Origin of the sequence: Pseudomonas sp. NFACC39-1 (genome assembly GCF_900110355.1) — a bacterium.
Lineage (GTDB): Bacteria > Pseudomonadota > Gammaproteobacteria > Pseudomonadales > Pseudomonadaceae > Aquipseudomonas > Aquipseudomonas tehranensis.
Genome location: NZ_FODL01000024.1, coordinates 1 through 18,462 on the forward strand (window position 1 = coordinate 1; position 18,462 = coordinate 18,462).

General features: G+C 60.6%; 16 protein-coding genes and 1 rRNA gene. 16 read left to right on the top strand and 1 reads right to left on the bottom strand.

Features of this window, described 5'->3' with window-relative positions:
- The 11 genes from rrf to BMY45_RS26405 all read left to right on the top strand — a co-directional run.
- Positions 1-93, top strand: a 5S ribosomal RNA gene (rrf, locus tag BMY45_RS26360); the annotation flags it as partial.
- A gap of 182 nt (positions 94-275) precedes the next feature.
- Positions 276-911, top strand: a complete 636-nt coding sequence (locus BMY45_RS26365) for a hypothetical protein (protein WP_047230327.1) — start codon at positions 276-278, stop codon at positions 909-911.
- A 155-nt stretch (positions 912-1,066) separates the two neighbouring features.
- Positions 1,067-2,572 (top strand): YdgA family protein, encoded by a 1,506-nt coding sequence (locus tag BMY45_RS26370; protein WP_092403243.1) that lies wholly within the window; start codon positions 1,067-1,069, stop codon positions 2,570-2,572.
- Positions 2,573-2,802: 230 nt separating this feature from the next.
- Positions 2,803-5,283, top strand: coding sequence for a poly-beta-1,6 N-acetyl-D-glucosamine export porin PgaA (gene pgaA, locus BMY45_RS26375; protein WP_092403245.1), 2,481 nt, complete (start codon positions 2,803-2,805; stop codon positions 5,281-5,283).
- A gap of 12 nt (positions 5,284-5,295) precedes the next feature.
- A complete protein-coding gene (gene pgaB / locus BMY45_RS26380) occupies positions 5,296-7,293 on the top strand; it encodes a poly-beta-1,6-N-acetyl-D-glucosamine N-deacetylase PgaB (protein ID WP_092403247.1) in 1,998 nt (665 codons plus the stop codon).
- A 1-nt stretch (position 7,294) separates the two neighbouring features.
- Positions 7,295-8,650: a poly-beta-1,6-N-acetyl-D-glucosamine synthase gene (pgaC, locus tag BMY45_RS26385; protein ID WP_092403249.1), complete on the top strand. Its 1,356-nt coding sequence runs from the start codon at positions 7,295-7,297 to the stop codon at positions 8,648-8,650.
- Positions 8,647-9,150 carry a poly-beta-1,6-N-acetyl-D-glucosamine biosynthesis protein PgaD gene (gene pgaD / locus BMY45_RS26390; protein WP_092403251.1) on the top strand — a complete coding sequence of 168 codons (504 nt, stop codon included), beginning with the start codon at positions 8,647-8,649 and terminating at the stop codon, positions 9,148-9,150. The genes pgaC and pgaD overlap by 4 nt, the downstream gene beginning before the upstream one ends.
- Positions 9,151-9,514: 364 nt before the next feature.
- Entirely contained in the window at positions 9,515-10,075 is a 561-nt protein-coding gene (locus BMY45_RS26395; RefSeq protein WP_092403253.1) for a YbhB/YbcL family Raf kinase inhibitor-like protein, read from the top strand.
- A gap of 134 nt (positions 10,076-10,209) precedes the next feature.
- The gene (locus BMY45_RS28245) at positions 10,210-10,383 is read left to right on the top strand and encodes a hypothetical protein (RefSeq protein WP_171061296.1); all 174 of its coding nucleotides are present in this window, start codon (positions 10,210-10,212) and stop codon (positions 10,381-10,383) included.
- A gap of 39 nt (positions 10,384-10,422) precedes the next feature.
- The gene (locus tag BMY45_RS26400; RefSeq protein ID WP_092403255.1) at positions 10,423-11,736 is read left to right on the top strand and encodes an MFS transporter; all 1,314 of its coding nucleotides are present in this window, start codon (positions 10,423-10,425) and stop codon (positions 11,734-11,736) included.
- 69 nt (positions 11,737-11,805) lie between these two features.
- The gene (locus BMY45_RS26405; protein ID WP_092403257.1) at positions 11,806-12,537 is read left to right on the top strand and encodes a hypothetical protein; all 732 of its coding nucleotides are present in this window, start codon (positions 11,806-11,808) and stop codon (positions 12,535-12,537) included.
- Here BMY45_RS26405 and BMY45_RS26410 read toward each other — a convergent pair.
- Positions 12,528-13,424, bottom strand: a complete 897-nt coding sequence (locus BMY45_RS26410) for a LysR family transcriptional regulator (protein ID WP_092403259.1) — start codon at positions 13,422-13,424, stop codon at positions 12,528-12,530. The genes BMY45_RS26405 and BMY45_RS26410 overlap by 10 nt on opposite strands.
- A gap of 107 nt (positions 13,425-13,531) precedes the next feature.
- Between BMY45_RS26410 and BMY45_RS26415 the strand changes: the two genes are divergently transcribed.
- The 5 genes from BMY45_RS26415 to BMY45_RS26435 all read left to right on the top strand — a co-directional run bounded on the left by BMY45_RS26415 (position 13,532) and on the right by BMY45_RS26435 (position 18,398).
- Positions 13,532-14,533, top strand: coding sequence for a zinc-dependent alcohol dehydrogenase family protein (locus BMY45_RS26415; protein ID WP_092403261.1), 1,002 nt, complete (start codon positions 13,532-13,534; stop codon positions 14,531-14,533).
- Positions 14,534-14,698: 165 nt separating this feature from the next.
- The gene (locus BMY45_RS26420) at positions 14,699-15,280 is read left to right on the top strand and encodes a hypothetical protein (protein WP_092403263.1); all 582 of its coding nucleotides are present in this window, start codon (positions 14,699-14,701) and stop codon (positions 15,278-15,280) included.
- Positions 15,281-15,380: 100 nt separating this feature from the next.
- A complete protein-coding gene (locus tag BMY45_RS26425) occupies positions 15,381-17,042 on the top strand; it encodes a vWA domain-containing protein (protein ID WP_092403265.1) in 1,662 nt (553 codons plus the stop codon).
- A gap of 169 nt (positions 17,043-17,211) precedes the next feature.
- Positions 17,212-17,784: an RNA polymerase sigma factor gene (locus tag BMY45_RS26430; RefSeq protein ID WP_092403267.1), complete on the top strand. Its 573-nt coding sequence runs from the start codon at positions 17,212-17,214 to the stop codon at positions 17,782-17,784.
- The gene (locus BMY45_RS26435; RefSeq protein ID WP_092403269.1) at positions 17,781-18,398 is read left to right on the top strand and encodes a hypothetical protein; all 618 of its coding nucleotides are present in this window, start codon (positions 17,781-17,783) and stop codon (positions 18,396-18,398) included. The genes BMY45_RS26430 and BMY45_RS26435 overlap by 4 nt, the downstream gene beginning before the upstream one ends.
- Positions 18,399-18,462 lie beyond the last annotated feature (64 nt).

The window sequence follows — 18,462 nt, forward strand, 5'->3', positions numbered from 1 at the left end:
ACCACCTGATCCCATCCCGAACTCAGCAGTGAAACGATGCATCGCCGATGGTAGTGTGGGGTTTCCCCATGTGAGAGTAGGTCATCGTCAAGATTGAATTCCCAGAACCCCTGTCTGCTGATGCAGACAGGGGTTTTGTCGTTTTGGGCCGGTAATCGGATCGCCCCTCATGATTGCTATAGACACACGGCAAACCCTGTGGCCATTGCTATGCTGTGATAGTCGGGGCATCTGAAAAATGGCCCGCGACGTCACTGGTCATGGGGATTCCAATAATGAAAAACCCTTATGCTCCTGGCTTCTGGTGCGCCCTGGCAGCGTTGGTGTTGCTCTCGGCCACTTATTTCTATGGCGTCATGCTGACTCACCAGATCGACAAAGCACTGATCTTCCTCGATAGCGCGGCTGCGCTGATCGGTGTGATATCCATCGCAATCGTGGCCTGGGCATCGCTCCAAGGTCAACGCATCAAAAAAAAGCATCTTGAGCAGGGCAAGACTCTGGTGCTGATCTGGGATACCAAGGTTGCGTTACGCCGGGTCGAAACGGTCTTTGATCGTTACTTCTGGGGCAGTTACTGGCAGCCTGGCCGCACATTCCAGGAAGTCATGGGTGAGCTCACCGGTACTCCATTGGAAAAAAGTCTCGAGGCCTTGAAGACCCAATGTGCGGCATTGGACAAACAGGTCGCCGAAGACGACTGGCACTGGCTGAACAACGCTCGTGAGCTCTGCGACGTCGCTAACGCTATGGCCCGGGAGCGCTATCAACTGGACTTCTGCGATCCTCGCGCGGACTCATCGGGCGCGACGGTGATCAATCGCGATTTCGAAGTGTTGGTGTACACCTGGACGGCACGGCTGAAGACGTTCGACCATCAACTCGACGAGATTGAAGTTCAATATTCGTAGACCCTCTCTCAAGAAAACCCTTCCCCCCTTTAAACATTGGGCCCGATGGCATGCCTGATGGTAATCTCCCTCCACTTCGCGGCGTCGAGCCACACCCTTAGCGGTGTCAGGGAAGACGACGGCTTTTTCAACCATGGATATTGATCGGATCACTCATGAATAAATCAGCAAGCGTACTTCTGGGAATCGTTGTGGTCGTCGGTGCAATCAGCGCGGGTGGCGCCTGGTACACCGGAACGAAACTCGAAGGAGTGCTGCAAACCGCCATTGCCGACAGCAACAAGCAAATGCAAACGGCCCTGGCCGGGTCAAATGGCACGGCTTCGATCGAGCTGGTTTCATTGGACCGTGGGACTTTCAGCAGCACCGCCCATTACCGCCTCAAGGGCGAAGGCGAGATGTTTGGTGATGAACCGGTTGAATTGCTGTTCGTCGACAACATCGAACATGGCCCGCTGCCGTTCTCGCGCCTGATGACGCTCAAATGGGTGCCGGTCATGGCCACCAGCCACACCGAACTTGAGCGCACGCCGCTGACCGAGAAATGGTTCGTCGCTGCCAAGGACAAGTCGCCGCTCAAAGGGGTAGTTAACCTGGGCTACGACCAGTCGACCCACGGGACGTTCGAGTTGCTGCCCCTGGACACCAAGCTGGATGAACAATCCCAGCTCAGTTTCTCCGGTCTGAAGATCGACCTGGCCTCCAGCGCCCAGGCAGAGAAGATCAAGGCTGACGGTTATATGGACAGCTTCAAGCTGACCACCGTCGCTGAGGACCAGACACCGGTGCAAGTCGAGCTTAACGGCCTGACGCTCGCCAGTAACCTGAGCAAGAGCACCTATGGGTATTACATGGGTGATAACGTTCTGATGCTGAGCAACAGCAAGACTACTTTTGGCGAGCAGAAGTCGGTCCTGGGCCTGAAGAATTTCGAGATGAAGAACAACAGTACCGAAAATGGCACCAGCGCTTCGGGGCGTGCTGATTACAAGATCGGAGAGTTGTCCTTCAACGATAAGGCCATCGGTTCTGCGCAGATGGCGGTCAGCCTGAAGAACCTGGACATCCCGGCCACCATGTCGCTCATGCAGGTTTATCAAACCAAGCTGCAACCCTACGAACAAGCGGCGGCTGAAGCGGCGGCAGCCGGCGAGCCAGCGCCAGAGTTGGTTCTGACCGAGGCTGAGGAAGCGCAGGTCAAGGCTGACCTGGAAAAACTCCTGGCCGGCGGTCCGCAAGTGGCACTGGAAAACCTGTCGTTCAATACGGCCAATGGTGAAAGCCGCGCAACGCTGGTGATCGACCTTGCCAAGCCGCAGTCCATGGACCTGCCACCCGATCAACTGGGTCGTCAGTTGCTCGCCTTACTGGATTTCAATTTGAAAGTGTCCAAGCCGATGCTGGTGGACCTTTTGACCGTGCAGGCGCAAATGGAAGGCCAGACCGACGCCAAGTTGATCGCCGATCAGGCCACTGCCACCAGCGATATGTTCAGCGCGATGGCGGTGGGCACACAGCTGGCAACGCTTGAAGGCAACGATGTGGTCACCAAGCTGCACTACGCCAACAATCAGGTTGATTTCAACGGTCAGAAGATGACAGTCGAACAATTCACCGCGTTTGTGATGAACAAGTTGGGTGGCGGCGTCACCATCCAGTAATCGGCTGGAGCAACATCCAAAGCCCGGCCCGTGCATTGCGCACGGGCCGGTTTTTTTTTGCCCGCGAAAATCTGCATCGATTCTGAAGAATTATGGCGTTTTGGAAGACGACCCGCCCGAGAGTGCAAAACTAGGCCCATTAGAGCTTGGCTGGATTCCTTTGATCCGGCTTCCTGTTTGATGGGCAAGGGGGCACTGCGACCCGGCTGGCCATGTAAGGATGCTGACGAATGCCGCGTACTGTGGGTCCCTTTATTCAATGTGGTTTGCGCCCGTTGTTTCGCCTCGCGCTGTGCAGCCAATTGTGCTGGCCGGTGCTGGCGTTTGCCGATACCGCCTATGACCAGATGGTGCATGATGCTCGCGCCGGCCATTACACGCCTGCGTTGACCGCCTTGCGCCAGGTCCCGGTCGATCAGGCGAGCACCGCGCAAATCAGTGACCATCTGCAGATCGCCAGCTGGGCCGGTTTCGATGCCGAGGTGGTGAAAGTCTATGAGGCCCAAGGCCGCTATCGCGACCTGCCAGTTGCGGCGTTGACTGCAACGGCCCGCGCCTATCGCAATCTCAAGCGTTGGGACTCGGCTACCGCGCTCTATCGCCAGGCTTTGATAGTCGAACCTCAGAATCCCGATCTGCAACTGGGTCTGGCCTTGACCCAGGCCGACGCCGGTAAACCCGACGAAGCAGTCAGTCGTGCCAGGACCATGGTCGCAGCCAAACCTGAGGACCCGACGCGTCGGCTGGCCTTGGGTTATGCCCTGACCCGTGCCAACAGTCCACACGAGGCGCTGTTCGAATACGACCAGGCTTTTACCCGCGCCGGCAACAATCTCGAGGTTGCCCGCGAATACATCATTGCGCTGCAACGTGCCCGCTTGCCTGAGCCGGCCTTGCGTCTGGCTCGACTGCAACCCGGGTTGATCGATCAGGGCGTGCAGCGGCGGCTGGAGGGCGATGTTGCGGCTGAACGGGTGCGTCTGGCGGACATGGCCAGCCGCAGCGAGAAGGATCGCTTCGTTATCGCAGACCGCGCCCTGGCCGATTACGACAAGCTGCTCGCCACCTGGACTCCGGTGGCCGAGGCTCATGACGATGTACTGCGCTGGCGCATCGACCGCATCGGCGCCCTGAACGCCCGTGCTCGACGAGCTGAAGTGATTGCCGAATACCAAAAGCTGCTCGCCGAAGGGGTTGTCATTCCCACTTATGCCTTGCGCTGGGTGGCGTCCTCCTATCTGGAGCAACGTGAACCGGAGATTGCCGTTGATCTGTACCGCCGGGTACTGACGGCACCTGACGCCGATCCGGCGGACCGCTTCGAAGACAGCACCGCGCTCTACTACGCACTGCTGGAAAGTGAAAAATCCGAAGAGGCCCGTGCCTTGGCCGAAGACCTGGCCAAGTCCCAGCAACCACGCGTCGAGCTCAAGGGACTGCCCATCGGCAACCCCAATGACCAGTGGATGGACGCTCAACAACTTGCCGCTCAGGCCGGCACTTATGGCGCCGACCTGCCCACCGCCGAGACGCGCCTGGCGACCCTGGTCAATCACGGGCCCGGCAATATCGGGTTGCGTCTGGCCCAGGCTGATCTGTACCAGGCTCGGCAATGGCCGCGACGTTCTGAAAGCCTGCTCAAGGAAGTCGAGACCACGACCCCGCGTAACCGTGAGCTGGAAGTCGCCCAGGCCCGCGCCGCCATGGATTTGCAGGAGTGGCGGCAGATGGATGCGCTGACCGACGACGTGGTCGCTCGTTACCCGGAGAACGCCCATGTCAAACGCCTGCAACGCCAGCGCGAAGTGCACGACATGGCTGAACTGCGTATCGAAGCCTACACCGGCAAGAGTTATGGCGGCGGCAACGGCGATGCCGGTGCAGTCACCGGCAGTCGCGACTTCGGCATTGAAACGCTGCTCTACAGCCCTCCCATCAATGAAGACTGGCGGCTATTCGGTGGCGTCGGTTACGCCACCGGTGATTTCGAAGAAGGCACCGGCCACCATCGCTGGCAGCGTCTGGGTGTGGAGCGCCGCACCCGTGACATGACGCTGGAAGCGGAAGTCTCCAACCACTCGTACGGCTCCGGTGACAAGCAGGGGGCACGCGTGGCCGTGGCCCGGGACATCAACGACCACTGGCAGTACGGTGGCAGCCTCGATTACCTCTCGGCCGCGACCCCGCTGCGGGCGCTCAACAGCGGTATCCGCGCCAACGGTGGCAGTGGTTTCGTTCGCTGGCGTGCCCACGAAAGCCGAGAGTGGCAACTGGCGGTCAGCCCATCGCATTTCAGTGACGGTAACAACCGTCTCGAAACCTTGCTCACCGGTCGCGAAGGCATTTACAGCGCTCCGCGGCTGCAAGTGGAGCTGGGGCTGGAAGTGGGTGCCAGTCGCAACAGCGGCTCTGACGAAGTCCCCTACTTCAACCCCAAGTCAGATCTGAGCGTCATGCCGACCGTCAGTGCCAATCATGTGTTGTACCGCCGCTACGAAACGACGTGGAGCCAGCAATTCCAGGCCGGCGCCGGTACCTACAGCCAGCGCGACCACAGCACCGGTGCCATGGGTCTGCTCAGCTACGGCCAGCGTTTTATCTGGAACGACGTGCTTGAGGCCGGCGCCGCACTGAGCTGGCTCAACCGCCCCTATGACGGCGACCGCGAAAGCGATCTGCGCCTGCTTGTCGACCTCACCTACCGCTTCTAGAAGAGTTTGAAGATGCCTGTCATTTCGCGATTCATCCTTCTGCTGGGGGTCTTGCTGATCAGCGCTTGTGCCCAGCAAGCCCCGGCGTTCACACCGCCTTCGCAGCGCCCGCTGGCGGCCAACGACGCCCCGTGGCCGAAAAACCATGTGCTCGGCATCGCCTATCACGACGTGGAAGACCGCGACCCCGACCAGGCGCTCGTGGCCGTGCGGACCGAACGCCTGATCGAGCAATTGGCTTGGTTGCGGGAAAACAACTACCAGCCGGTCACCGTGGACCAGATCATCACCGCTCGCAACGGTGGCCCGGAACTGCCGCCGCGGGCGGTGCTGTTGAGTTTTGACGACGGTTATTCAAGCTTCTACACCCGCGTCATGCCCATTCTCCGCGCTTACAACTGGCCGGCATTATTGGCCCCGGTTGGCAGCTGGATCGACACGCCGCTGAACCAGTCGGTGGACTTCGCTGGGGTACCGCGCAAGCGTTCCGAGTTTTTGACCTGGGAGCAAATTCGCGAGGTCTCGAAATCGGGCCTGGTGGAAATCGCCGCCCACACCGACGCCAATCACAAAGGGGTACTGGCCAACCCGCAAGGCAACCTGCAACCGGCGGCGACGACCCGGCGCTACGATCCCGCCACCGGTCGCTATGAAAGCGAAGCTGATTTCCAGGCTCGCCAGCGCAAGGACGTGGTGGCCATTTCCGAGAAAATCCGCAAGGTCACCGGCTACAGTCCGCGCGTGTGGGTCTGGCCCTACGGTGCCGCCGATGGCACCGCCTTGCAGGTGATCGGCAGCGAAGGCTACCAAATGGCCCTGACTCTGGAAGATGGTCTGGACAGCCTCAACAACCTGATGAGTGGCCCACGTTTTCTGGTGGCCTCCGATCCGGATGGTGCCCACTTCGCCGAGAGTATCGTCGGCGTGCAGACGATGGATCCGTTGCGGGTGGTCCATGTCGATCTGGATTACGTCTACGACCCTGACCCTGTGCAGCAGGAAGCCAATGTCGGCAAGCTGATCCAGCGCATCTACGACCTGGGTGCCAACACCGTTTTCCTGCAAGCCTTTGCCGATCCGAAAGGCGATGGCCTGGTGCATTCGCTGTACTTTCCCAACCGTCATCTGCCGGTACGGGCCGATCTGTTCGATCGGGTCGCGTGGCAACTGAAAACCCGTGCCAACGCCAAGGTATTCGCCTGGATGCCAGTGCTCAGTTTCGGCCTGGATCCGAAGCTGCCCCGTGTACAACGTTGGAACCCGGAAACCGGCCGTACGGGTGTGGACCCGGATCAGTACGTACGTTTGTCGCCCTTCGATCCGAGCGTGCGGCGGGTCATCGGTGAAATCTACGAAGACCTGGCGCGGATGAGTTCGGTGGACGGCGTTCTCTACCATGACGACGCCGTGTTCTCCGACTTCGAGGATGCCGGCCCCGCTGCCCTGAAAGTCTATGCCGCCAACGGTTTGCCGACGTCTATCGCTGCCTTGCGGGACGACCCGGCGGCGATGCAGCGCTGGACCCGTTTCAAGAGCCGCTACCTGATCGACTTCACCCACGAGCTCACTGCCAAGGTCCGCGCGATTCGTGGCCCGCAAGTGCAAACAGCGCGCAATATTTTCGCCGAGCCGATGCTCAATCCCGAAAGCGAAGCCTGGTTCGCCCAGAACCTGGACGACTTCCTTGGCGCCTACAACTGGACGGCCCCGATGGCCATGCCGTTGATGGAAAAGCAGACCCGCGAGCAATCCGGCCCCTGGCTTGAGCGTCTGGTGGAGACCGTCAAGGCCCGCCCCGGTGCGCTCAAGCGCACGGTATTCGAATTGCAGGCCCGTGACTGGCACAGCAAACCGGTCAGCGACATCGACGGCGAACAATTGGCCGAATGGATGGGCCGCCTCAAGCGTTCAGGCGTGACCAGTTTCGGCTACTACCCGGACAACTTCATCGAAGACCAGCCCGCTGTGAAAACCGTGCGGCCGGCGCTCTCCAACAAGTGGAATCCTTGACATGCTCGACAGACTGCTCGCCCTGCTGGTGCTGGCGATCGTCCTTGGGGTGCCCCTGGGCCTGATTTTCCTGGTCACCGGGCAATTCCTGATGGACTTCGTGTTCTTTTACCCGCTATTCATGTCCGGGCTGTGGATCGCCGGCGGCCTGTATTTCTGGCTGCACTGGGAGCGTCACTGGCCGTGGAAGGACGACACCCTGCCGCCGCCGCTGGCCGGGGAACCGCTGATCAGCATTCTGATTCCGTGCTTCAACGAGGGCGACAACGTCGCCGATACCATTCACGCCGCGTTGGGCCAGCATTACCCGAACATCGAGGTCATCGCCATCAACGACGGCTCGAAAGACAACACCGCCCAATTGCTCGACCAACTGGCGGCTGATGATCCGCGCCTGCGCGTGCTGCATCTGGCGGAAAACCAGGGCAAGGCCGTGGCCCTGCGCATGGGCGCCATCGCGGCGCGCAGTGAATACCTGGTGTGCATCGACGGTGATGCGCTGTTGGCGCCCAACACTTGCGCCTACCTGGTGGCACCGATGCTGGACAATGCCCGCCTCGGCGCGGTGACCGGCAACCCGCGTATCCGTACTCGTTCTACCTTGATCGGTCGGGTGCAGGTTGGCGAGTTCTCCTCGATCATTGGCTTGATCAAGCGTACCCAGCGAGTCTTCGGGCGGATCTTCACCGTCTCCGGCGTGATCGTCGCCTTCCGTCGCACGGCCCTGCACCGGGTCGGCTACTGGAGCCCGGACATGATCACCGAAGACATCGACATCAGCTGGAAGCTGCAACTGGACCACTGGAGCATCTTCTACGAGCCCCGTGCCCTGTGCTGGATCCTCATGCCCGAAACCCTGCGCGGCCTGTGGCGGCAGCGCCTGCGCTGGGCCCAGGGCGGAGCCGAAGTGCTGTTCAAGAACATCCGCGGCATCTGGCAATACCGCCACCGCTACCTGTGGCCGCTGCTGTTCGAATATTGCCTGTCCACCGGTTGGGCGTTCACGTTCCTGCTGTCGGTGATCTTCTGGGGCGCCGGTAAATTCGTCGAAATGCCAGCGGCCATCGCAGTCGATCACCTCATGCCGCCGGCCTTCACCGGGTTGCTGTTGGCGGTGGTGTGCCTGATGCAGTTCGCGGTGAGCATCCTGATCGATCGCCGCTACGAAAAAGGCTTGTGGCACATCATGTTCTGGGTGGTGTGGTACCCGCTGGTGTTCTGGCTGATCAGCCTGTTCACCACCCTGGTGAGTTTTCCGAAAGTGCTGTTCGGGCAGCATCAGAAGCGTGCGCGCTGGGTCAGCCCGGATCGCGGCATCAAACCGTTCGATGATGAAGAAGAGGAAGTGATCCGATGAAAATTATCAGGACCCGACAAAGACCTTTTCTGGTGGTCATCGATGCGCTCTTTACCGTGCTGGCGTGGCTGGGGCTGTTGTATCTGCTGGTCAACGGGCTCTGGCCGATGTTTGACAGCCAGGCAGGCCCGCGCCTCGGTGGTTCGCTAATGGACACTCTCGGGACGTTGCAGGTATATGGCTGGATCGCCTTGGTCAACGCGGTGATCTTGATTACCTGGGCGCGCTATCAGCAGCGCAAAAGCCGCAGCTTCGCCCAGCGGCGGCTGCCCGCGCCGGTGGTGGACGATCAAGGCTTGAGCGAAAGCTTCAAATTGACCGACGCGCGTCTGGACACGTTGCGCCGGCCCGGCTCCAAGATTATTCACAACAACCAGGACGGTGATATCAGCCATGTCGTGGCGCACTTCCATCTGCTGAGCCCGGAACTGCAACCGCCGCCACTGGCACCGTTGGAGCGACCCCGGGTGATTCACCTGCCGGTCGATCATTCGGTGTAAGCGCTGCCGCAGGCTGTGATTGTTGATCTTGTTGCTTTCCAGCTCCTCGGAGATTTCCTTCAAAACGCCGCGCTCGCTCCCACAGAGAGATTGGGTTGTCGCGGATATTACGGTCAGCACAAATCAAAATGTGGGAGCGAGCCTGCTCGCGATAGCGGTATTTCAGTCAACATGGATGCCAACTGAACTATCGCCATCGCGAGCAGGCTCGCTCCCACAGGGGGACGGGGGTGTTGCTAATCACGGTCAACGCAGATGAAATGTGGCGGATTCGAAGTTCATCGTAATTGTCACTGAAACCCGGCGGGCGCTGCGGCTATAGTTCGCAGGCCGTCCATGGCCTGATCTGCATAAGGTGCCCGGTATGACTCGATCGACTTCCCTGACTCCCTGGCTGGCGGCCATCGCCCTCGTGCTGTGCGCACAAGGGGCGGCCCAGGCCCAGCAACGTTTCACCCTCAGCATTCCAGGTGTGTCGGATAACAGGCTGTTCACCGCGGCCGCCGCCAGTGACGCCAACAACTGCGGAGGCAAGAACATTTCCCCGGCCTTGAGCTGGACAGCGGGCCCGCCTGGCACCCTTAGCTACGCCATTGTCATGCACGACCCGGACGGCCAGAAAGGCCAGGGCGTCGACCACTGGGTTCATTACGGCATCAAGGCCAGCACGCGGCAGATCCCGACGGGTATGGGCACCCAGTCCGCCCTTGAAGGCATAAGCGGCACCAACAGTAAAAACACCCGCGGCTACATTGGCCCTTGTCCGCCCATCGGCGACAGCGCTCATCATTACCTGATCCAGATATACGCCCTCGACCTGCCCCCGCACGCCCTGCCAGCCGGCCTCACACGCCCTCAATTGATGGAAAGAATCAACGGTCACGTCTTGCGCAACAGCAGTGTAGTGCGTCGCTACCACCGCTAACCCAAGCAACAGATTCCTGTGGCCAGGGAGCTTGCTCCCGCTGGGTTGCGCAGCAACCTCCAACCACAAAATTGGCATCACGCGCCAAAAGCGAGCACTATCGAGCCCCTGTTCATTCATACCGGAGGATGGCGATGACGCAGAAACCCGACGGCATCGCCCGCCTCAAGAACTGCCCCACCAAAGGCGACGAAATACGCCGGGCCATCGCCCAGAGCCGCAAGGATTTCTTGCCTGCTGAAGAGGCCGAAGACGCTGAGCCAGACCAACCACCGGCACAGCCCATGGACGACGGCCAAGACGCCTGAACCGTCCTTCTCAAAAACTTTTCTTGTTTAAATCTGCCCATGACTGCCACCACTCATCTGCCAGACGCCCGATTCAGCCGATCCGACTACAAAACCTTGGGCCTCGCCGCCCTGGGTGGTGCGCTGGAAATCTACGACTTCATCATTTTCGTCTTCTTCGCCCTGACCCTCAGCCAGCTGTTCTTTCCCCCGGAAATGCCCGAGTGGCTGCGCTTGCTGCAAAGCTTCGGGATTTTCGCCACTGGCTACCTGGCACGGCCCCTGGGCGGCATCCTCATGGCGCACTTCGCCGATCGCCTGGGGCGCAAGCGAGTGTTCAGCCTGAGCATCCTGATGATGGCCTTGCCCTGCCTGCTCATCGGCGTGATGCCGACTTACGCGCAAATCGGCTATTTCGCCCCGTTGTTGCTGCTGGCGCTGCGCATCCTGCAAGGCGCGGCGGTGGGCGGCGAAGTGCCGAGCGCCTGGGTGTTCGTGGCCGAACATGCACCGCTGCAGCATCGCGGCTACGCGCTGGGTTTCCTCCAGGCCGGTCTGACCTTCGGCTACTTGCTGGGCGCCCTGACCGCCACGGCGCTGGCGCAGATATTCACTGCAGCAGAAATTCTCGATTACGCCTGGCGCTTGCCGTTCCTGCTGGGTGGGGTCTTCGGTGTAATCGGCGTCTGGCTGCGCCGCTGGCTGAGCGAAACGCCGATCTTCATGGCCCTGCAAGCCAAGCGTGAAGGCGCGACGGAACTGCCGCTGCGCACCGTCCTGCGGGACCATCGCCATGCCTTGTTGCCCGCCGCCATCCTCACCTGCGTACTGACGTCCGCCGTGGTGGTGTTCGTGGTCATCACCCCGACCGTGATGCAAAAAAGCTTCGGCATGACCCCCAGTCACACGTTCGCCCTGAGCAGCCTGGGCATCGTCTTCCTGAACATCGGCTGCGTCCTGGCCGGCCTCATCGTCGACCGCATCGGCGCCTGGCGCACTGTCATGCTCTACAGCCTGCTGTTGCCGATGGGCATCGCCGTGCTCTACGCCAGCCTGATCAGCGGCAGCGCCTGGCTGGGCCTGGCCTACGCTGTGGCGGGCCTGGGTTGCGGCGTGGTTGGTGCGGTGCCATCGGTGATGGTCAGCCTGTTTCCGCCGAAAATCCGCGTGTCCGGCATCTCGTTCACCTACAACATTGCCTATGCCTTGTGGGCCAGCGTGACGCCGTTGGTGCTGATCGCACTGGTGCCGTGGAGCCCATGGGTGTGCGTGGGGTATTGCGTGGTGATGGGCGCGGTGGGTGTGGGCGCGGCGGCGTATTTTCCCGCCCGACACTCGAAGACCGCGCAGCCCTCGTTGGCTTGTGAATCGTAGGGACTCAGCCCCAGGTGCACGACTACACTCATGAATGACCCCGTTTCCAACTCGAGGAGGACGGCCATCATGAAGGCGCACAAGCACGACCTGCTGGAACAAGTCCTGATTGCCCACGGCGGTCTCGAGCGCTGGAACACTTTCAACACTGTCCAGGTCACTCTTGTGACCGGCGGCTCGTTGTGGGCCATGAAGGGCTTAACGCAAGACAGTGCTCCACGGCAGATGACCGTCTGGCTGCATGAGCAGCGCGCCTCGGTCATGCCGTTCGGTGCACTGAACCAGCGTACCGCGTTCACGCCGGATCGCATCGCCATCGAAACCATCGAGGGCAAAGTGATCGCTGAGCGTTCGGACCCTAGGGCTTCGTTCTTCAAGCACGAGCCAACCACTCCCTGGGATCCGCTTCACCGTGCCTACTTCAATGGCTATGCGCTCTGGTCCTACCTGACCATGCCGTTCCTGTTTACTTTTCCGGGCGTCACCACCCAGGAACTGGAACCGTGGAAGGAAGGCGGACAGGTCTGGCGCCGCTTGCGGGTGAGCTTCCCGGACACCCTCGCCACTCACTGCCCGGTCCAGGACTTCTACTTTGGCGACGACTATCTGCTGCGCCGGCATGATTACACCGTGGACGTGAGCGGTGGCCTGCCGGCGGCCCAGTATGTGGAGGACTACATCAAGGCCGATGGGCTGCTCGTACCCAGCAAGCGCCGGGCGTATCGGCGCGATGCCGATGATCAGGCGGTGGAGGGGGAGTTGCTGGTGGCGATTGATATCAGTCAGGTTCGTTACGCCTGACCGGCAGCTCTAAGGCGCTCGCGCAGAAAATCCACAAAGGCGCGAGTTCTTGCCGAGCGGCGTCGGTCTTGGCTGAACACGGCGCTGATGGGCAGCGCTACGGGTTGATAAGCATCCAGCAGGCTGGACACGGTTCCCTGGCGAACATCCGCGGCGAATAACCACTGCGGTGAAAGCGAAATGCCCAGCCCGCTAAGAACCATCTCGCGGATTGCCTCGCTGCTGTTGCTGGTGACATTGCCCTTGATCGTCACGCGGTGCTGCTTGTCCTGCTGGTCGAAACGCCAAACGTCGTAGTGCTCCAGCAGCGTGAAGCCCAAGCAATTGTGGCGGGCAAGATCCGCCGGCTCCAGCGGTGTGCCGTGTTGTTGCAGGTAGGCGGGTGCGGCGTACACCCGGCGCGGGCTAGCGCCGAGGGAAACCGCGACCAGCCCTTCGTTTTTCACCACGCCGATACGAATGGCGACGTCGATGTTTTCTTTCAGCACATCTTCATTTTGGTCGTTCAGTTTCAGGTCGATTTGAACCTGAGGATGGCGCGCCAAAAACTCCCCGATCAAGGGCGCAATGCACAGCCGCCCGAAACTCACCGGTGCGGCCACACGCAAAGGACCGGCGATCTGCTCCTGGCCATGGGTGAAGCTGAGCCGTGCCGTGTCGAGGCTGGCGAGTATTTCCTTGCTGTGGCTATAGAAACGCTGTCCTTGGTCGGTCAGCGCAAGATGGCGAGTGCTGCGGGCAAACAACGCACCGCCAAGGTGTTGTTCCAGCCCGCGGATCTGCTTGCTGACTGCTGGTTGGCCCAGGTTCATCTCCCGGGCGACCGCCGAGAACGAACCGCGCTCTACCACTCGCACGAACATCTGCATCGCGTCGAATAGATCCATCGGGATTTGGCCTCTGGTTGGAATAAATCCTATCCATAGTTGCTTACTTATCGGAATGCGTCGACGGCCGCAACATGTACTCACCCACTCATTGGAGGTTTACTGTCATGAACAACACCATGTTCGCCGCCATTGCCCAAACCGCTCAGGCTCCGCTGGTCGTTCGCCACATCCCCCGGCCTATTCCCGGCAAAGGACAGGTATTGATCAAGGTTCACGCCGCAGGGATCAATCCTCTGGATACCAAGATCGCGGCAGGTGGTGGCGCTCATGCCCGCCAGCCGCTGCCCGCCGTACTGGGCATCGATTTGGCCGGAACAGTCGTTGAGCTGGGAGAGGGCGTGCACGATTTCGCACCCGGCGATGACGTGTTCGGCATGGCCGGCGGGATCGGTGGCGCCCAAGGTGCGCTGGCCGAATACATTGCCGTCGATGCTCACCTGATTGCGCTCAAGCCCGGTTCATTGAGCATGCGCGAAGCGGCAGCCTTGCCATTGGTCTTCATCACCGCCTGGGAAGGGTTGGTAGACCGGGCCAATGTTCGGGCCGGCCAACAAGTGCTGATCCACGGCGGCGCGGGCGGCGTCGGTCAAATGGCCGTGCAAATTGCCAAGGCCCGCGGCGCCGAGGTCTATGCCACCGGCTCGGCCACCAGCCTGGACTTCATCCGCGAATTGGGCGCGACGCCCATCGACTACCGGACGCAGGACACCGACAGTTACGTGGGCCTGCACACGGATGGCGAAGGTTTCGACATCGTCTACGACACCGTCGGCGGCTCGACGTTGGATGCGTCCTTCAACGCAGTGAAAACCTATACCGGCCACGTACTCAGCTGTCTCGGCTGGGGACAACACAGCCTGGCACCGTTGTCGTTCAAGGGGGCGAGTTACTCCGGGGTGTTTACCTTAATGCCGCTGCTGACCGGCAAGGGGCGCGAGCATCATGGGCGGATATTGCGCGAAGCGGCGGCTTTGGTTGAGGCCGGGGTGCTGCGGATCAAGGTAGACCCGCATCGGTTTGGCCTGGGAGACGTGAATGAGGCGTTTGCGCAAGTAGCCCAGGCGCGTGGGCAAGGGAAGACGGTGGTAGAGATGGCGGGGGAGTGACGCTGGTCTGTAACTGTTATCCGCAAGCCGCCCCCATAAAATCGCCCCGGTCTGTAACGGCCGGGGTTTTGTCGCCATCCGCTGCCGCCAAAACTTGAGAAGCCGTCCAAACGCCGTAGAATGCTGCTGCCACTATGCCGCTACCTTTCAAGGACGAATTCAGACATGCGAATTTTTGCCCTATTCCTGGCCCTCTGCCTTATGGCGGGCTGTGCCTCCAAACCCGATTACTACGTTTCCGCCACTCCGGTAACGATCCCCAAAACCGCCACCTTCTGGATCGACACCTTCGACGTTGAAGTCGTAGGCAAGAACGATCGCTTTTTGCCTGATGAAAAGGTCCGTGAGCAATTGCACACCGACCTGATCGGCCGCCTGCTCGAGGACAATCGTTATGCCTCCAGCAAGGAAGCCGCCGACTATCTTCTGGACGTCAACAGCGTCTACGCGCGACGTATTCAAGACACCCAAGGTGGCTTCATGAGCAAAATCGTTGCCGATGGCACGTTCCTCGCCAGTGTCGATTTCAGCTATCAGGTCAAGGTGAAGAAGGCCGGTGCCGAGGTATTGCACTTTGCCCAGGCTCGCGAGGGGCTGATGCCGGGCGGCGCGGTCGGGCAATTTCAGAACATGAGAAGCATGATGGGTGCTCTGACCAACAGCGGTAACTCCGCTGTCGAAGGCTTTTACACCGGCCACTTGAGCAGCTTTATTGCCGACGACCTGCGGGCCATTCCGTCCCGCTAGTCCTGCCCGCGTATTAAAAAATCTCGTGGTCGTTAACCCGAACCACGAGTGCCTCGCGTCTGACCCTGTGAACGGATCATTCATTCACGAGGTTCAGCCCATGTCCCGTCCTCCTTCATTCCTACGTCCTTCTGCCCAGGGCTTTGCCGTGACCTTGCTGGTGGCATTGGCCGGTTGTGGGTTGTCTTCGTCCCGGGAGGCTGCCAAGCCGGCCGAACCGCCGTCTGCGTCCCCGTCCCCGGTGCGGCAAAGCGAAGTCGCTTACGTGCACGAGCCTTTGGTCAAGCGCATGGCCGCCCCGGCTTCGATGCCTTCGCCAAGGGTGCGCAACGATGCTATCGCGGGGGATTACCGCGCCGAGCCCCGCGAGCAGTATGAAAAACTGCCGGACAACCCCATTCATAGCGTTGCCCAAACGCCGGTATCGACCTTCAGCGTCGATGTCGATACCGGCAGCTACGCCAATGTGCGACGTTTGCTCAATCAAGGTAGCCTGCCGCCCGAAGGCGCTGTGCGACTGGAGGAAATGGTCAACTATTTCCCTTACGACTATGCCTTGCCCACCGACGGTTCTCCCTTCGGCGTGACCACTGAAGTGGCCCCGTCGCCGTGGAACCCTCACACCCGCCTGTTGCGCATTGGCATCAAGGCGAGCGATCGCGCCGTGGCGGATCTGGCGCCGGCCAACCTGGTATTTCTGGTGGACGTTTCCGGTTCCATGGACCGGCGCGAAGGCCTGCCATTGGTCAAAAGCACCCTGAAACTGCTGGTGGATCAATTGCGCGAGCAGGATCGGGTGTCTCTGGTGGTGTACGCCGGCGAATCCCGGGTGGTGCTCAAACCGACCTCGGGCCGCGACAAGGTCAAGATCCGCAACGCCATCGATCAGTTGGACGCCGGCGGTTCCACCGCCGGTGCGTCGGGTATCGAGCTGGCCTATCAGATGGCTCAGGAAAGCTTTATCGACAAAGGCATCAATCGCATCCTGCTGGCCACCGATGGCGACTTCAACGTGGGTATCAGTGACTTCGAAAGTCTCAAGCAAATGGCGGTGGACCGGCGTAAAAGCGGCGTATCCCTGACCACGCTGGGCTTCGGTGTGGATAACTACAACGAACACCTGATGGAGCAACTGGCCGACGCCGGTGACGGCAACTACGCCTACATCGACAACTTGCTTGAAGCGCGCAAGGTCTTGGTGGACCAGCTCAGTTCAACCCTGGCAGTGGTGGCGCGGGATGTGAAACTGCAGGTGGAATTCAACCCCGCCCAGGTCAGTGAGTATCGGCTGTTGGGTTATGAGAACCGCGCGCTCAAGCGTGAAGATTTCAACAACGACAAGGTGGATGCGGGCGAAATCGGTGCGGGGCACACGGTGACCGCCTTGTATGAAATTGTTCCAAAGGGCGAGCAGGGCTGGTTGGAACCGTTGCGTTATGCGAGCACACCCAAGCTGGACGGCAAGACAGGGGAGTTGGCGATGCTGCGCGTGCGCTATAAGCCCGTTGAAGGCGGGAGCAGCCGTTTGATCGAGCATCCTATTGCCAGCACGCAAAAAAATGACAAGGCCAGCGATGACTTGCGCTTCTCGGCCGCTGTGGCCGCCTTCGCCCAACAGCTCAAGGAGGATGGCCGCTACACTGGGACCATGAGCTTGAAGGACACCGCGCAATTGGCCCGTTCCGCCCGGGGTGATGATCCGTTTGGGCTGCGCGCCGAATTTGTCCAGTTGGTGGAGCTTGCGCAGAGCCTTGAACGCTGATCCTGACCTCGACGAGGATCAAATGTGGGAGCGGGCCTGCTCGCGATAGCGGTGGAACGATCACCATCATCATTGATTGATCCGCCGCCATCGCGAGCAGGCTCGTTCCCACAGTATTCTCTTGTCGGCTGCCAGAACTGTGTTGACCGCAAAGGAGTTCGCCACCCACATGCCCGCGCCGCTTGATTGCCCCAGCGACGAATCGCTGCTGGCCCGCTACCGCGATGGCGACGGGGCTTGTTTCGAAGCCCTGTACGCCCGCCATCGTCAAGGGCTTTACCGTTTTCTCGTGTCCTTGAGCAATAAAACTGAACTGGCCGAGGAAATTTTTCAGGACACCTGGCTCAGCCTGATCCGCAGCACTACCCAGCCACAAGGGCGGGCGAGTTTTCGTACCTGGTTGTTTCAGATTGCCCGCAACCGCTTGATCGATCACTGGCGCAAACACGGTGTCCGCAACCCGCTGCACGACAGTTACGACGAACAGGTTCATGTCCAACCCGACGACACCAGCAACCCCGAACAGCAGTTGAGTCTGAGTCGCGATCAGGCCCGCCTGGACGCCGCGTTGCAAGCCTTGCCCGAAGACCAGCGGGAAGTCTTCCTGCTGCGCCTGCACGGTGATTTGGAGCTGCCGCAGATCGCCGCCCTGACCGGCGCCCCGCTGGAAACGGTTAAAAGCCGCTTGCGTTACGCCCAGCAGAAACTGCATCGACTGCTGGCCGAGGAGGTACCCGCATGATTGATTCCAAACAGACCCCGGATTCCGACGAGGAAATGCTCCTCGAGCATTTTCGCCAACACGCCAGCGGCGAGCCGCCCGCCTCCCTGGACGCCTTCATCCTGGCCGCCGCCCGTCGCGAAGCCCCGACGCCCGCGCCGAGTTTGTGGAAACGCTGGCTGCAGGCCTGCCAACGGCCACGCTGGCAGATGGCATTCGCCACGGTCGCCGGTGTCGCGTTGATGATCGGTCTGGTGGTGCGTTCGCCAGTGCCCCAGAGCGATCTGACCTCACCGGCCTCAATGGAGTTTTCCGCCAATCGGCAGGAGCCCGCCGTCGCCGCTGCACCGCCGCCCTCCATGTCTGCTCCCGCGCCGATAGCCCGGATGGCGCCCCAGGGCGAAAGGGCCCGAGCCGAGGCAAACACTGACCAGGTCCTTGCCGATAAGCCCGCGGCGAGAATGAGCAAAAGCGCGCCCGTTGCCCTGCCGTCGCTGGAGCAGGAACTGCTGGAAATCCTGCGCTTGCGTCAGACCGGTGAGAGCAAGGCGGCTGATGAGAAGCTGCTTGCGCTGCATAAGCGCTTTCCCGAGGAGGATTTGCCGGCGCGGTTAGAGGTGTTGCAAAAGCGTTGAGTAAAAAACCAGATTCGCCCCTTCGATGTTTGACCACTCGCCTGGACGGTGTCTGGAAAATCGG